The organism is Protofrankia sp. CiP1_Cm_nod4, assembly GCF_982290645.1.
The window spans coordinates 1-2,219 of record NZ_CEVIVC010000189.1 but is presented as its reverse complement, the minus strand read 5'-3'; the positions used below and the strand labels follow the sequence as shown (position 1 = coordinate 2,219).

The window sequence follows — 2,219 nt, the reverse complement described above, 5'->3', positions numbered from 1 at the left end:
ACGCTGGATCTGCCACCGCATGAAGGCCATCTCGGCACGCCGATAGGGCCGGATACTCCGGGCCGCGACGCGCCGGTCGTAGAACTGCGCGGCGAGCCGGAGACGCCGTACCGGGTCGTCACGGGCGATGGCAACCAGTTCCCCCGCGCGGTGAGCAGCACCCGCCGACACCCCTCGGCCGGACACCCCCCGAGCATATCGGACACTGGACCGGAGCTCAGGGACTGGGACGCCGTCGCCGCGCCGGTAGGTGCCTTGCCGGCGGGCGACGCGGACCAGGAGAGCCCTGTACGCGGCCCGATCCGCGAAAGTATCCGTGGGACGCGTCGCGCGCGGCGGAACTGGTGCGCATCCCATCAGAAATCATGGCCACGCCATATGCACCGGATACGCCCCGGCCGCAGGCACGGCGGATCACAGCGACACCACGGATTACGTGAGATCGGCACCGATTGCAGGCTCATGTTCTGAGGCTCATGCCTCAGCCGTTTCGGGTGGTGGTAGCCAGCCGCGTTCGCGCAGGGCGTGCCAGGCGCGCTGGACGTGTTCGGCGGTGAACATCCGCCCCTTGCGCGGTGTCCAGGCGCGCACGAGCCGGGAGACCTGGTCGGGATCCGTGGGGTCGGTGGCCTCACGGGTGGCGATCCAGTGCACGCTGGCGAGGAGCTCCATGCCGTACGGCGACTCGAAGCCCTCGACGAGGCGGAGCACGTGGTCGATGCGGCCGGTCGTGCTCGGCTGGTCAGCCAACGCTCGGTCGGCGGCGTCGGCGGCGCCGGGCAGGAGACCGAGCGGCTCGGCGTCGAGGACCCGTGCGTTGCCGTCACCGAACCCGGTCAGGTACTGCCCTTCGAGGTTGATCAGGGCATGACGCAGGTTGTCCGCGTAGGGCCCATAGCGGCCCTTGGTATAGAGCAACCCGAGAGGCTCACCAGCGTCGCGGAGGAAGTACAGGAGCTTCTGGACCTCGATCACGGAGATCTCGAGCGCCCGCGCGCAGTAACGATCGATGATCCGAATCAGCGCTGCCCTCGGGAGAGTCATCGTCGGCCGGACGGTGCGCGTCGTCATCTCGGCCGCCGACGGGGTCCGCCCCGGCGGATAGAGGACGACCCGCACATCGTCGAGGCCGGCGAGAGCGGAGCGGATTCTCGGTTCGATCTCGTGCCAGTCAAGGCCGCCGTTGCCGCAGCCAAGCGGGGGTACCGCGATCGAGCGGATGCTCAGCTCGCGGACCACCCGGACAAGGTCAGCCAGGCCACAGTCGATGTCCCGGACTTCCGACCGGGAGCGCCAGTGGCCCTTGGTAGGGAAGTTGACGATGTATCTCGGCCCGGTGGCCGCGCCGGTCGGCCAGACGTGCATCCGGCCCAACCGGAGCTGCCCGGCGTCAGCCGCCCGCCGGTAGGCCTCGAACATGGCCGGATAGGCGCGGCGGAACTGCAGCGCGAGACCCTTGCCCATCACGCCGACCGTGTTGACGGTGTTGACGAGCGCGTCGACGTCGGCGCCGAGGAGGTCACCGTCCGCCTTAATGATCATCGCTGCCTGTCCCATGCCCTAGAAATACCAGTCAGGTCTGACACTAACCGGCGGCTGAGGCTGTGCCGTTCCCATTGTGGCGAGGGCTCTGCGCCTGCTGACGGCGTTCTTGACGGCTACCTCGCTGAAGGCGGCCCAGGGCACCCGGCCGTGAACAAGGCACTCCGCCATCCGCCGTTCCCTGCGGTCGGGCTCGGCGTCGGTGTTCGCCCACATCCTGGCGCGCATCAGCGGCCAGTCGACCAGCGTGTCCAGATCCGCCGGATCGGAACGGAAGGTCGCTGCCTCAAGGACGGCGTTACGGTCAGTGAAGACCAGCGCGAGCCCCAGCCCGGTGAGCCTCTCGACAGAAGTCACCAGGTAGGCCAGCTCGTCGCAGCCCCCCGCATAAGTAGCCACCCGGCCACGGTGGATCGCGTACATCATCGGGCTGCGGGGCGCGAAGTAGAACGGCGCGTAGTCCCCTACCACACCGCCAGGAGCCACCGGCACCGGACGGTGGCGGCGGGCCGCCTTGATCTCCAGATTGCCGACCTCGGTACGCCTCGCGTCCGCCTCAATGGCCACCGTCTCCGGCAACAGGCCCTGCTCGGCGATCGCCGCGAGCTGGTCGAGATGCGTGAAGTGCGCCACGCGGGTCGGGACCGGCCGGGCCATGATGAACTGTGCACCTCCGA

General features: G+C 68.9%; 2 protein-coding genes and 1 pseudogene. All 3 read right to left on the bottom strand.

The window, feature by feature from the left end; genetic code table 11:
- Positions 1-186, bottom strand: a pseudogene (locus tag AC5LSR_RS22145) (hypothetical protein); the annotation flags it as partial.
- A gap of 288 nt (positions 187-474) precedes the next feature.
- Complete coding sequence (gene darG, locus AC5LSR_RS22140) at positions 475-1,542, bottom strand: type II toxin-antitoxin system antitoxin DNA ADP-ribosyl glycohydrolase DarG (protein ID WP_250283531.1); 1,068 nt, start codon at positions 1,540-1,542, stop codon at positions 475-477.
- A gap of 18 nt (positions 1,543-1,560) precedes the next feature.
- Positions 1,561-2,219 (bottom strand): type II toxin-antitoxin system toxin DNA ADP-ribosyl transferase DarT (gene darT / locus AC5LSR_RS22135; RefSeq protein WP_250291534.1); only part of this gene is annotated, 659 nt, incomplete at its 5' end.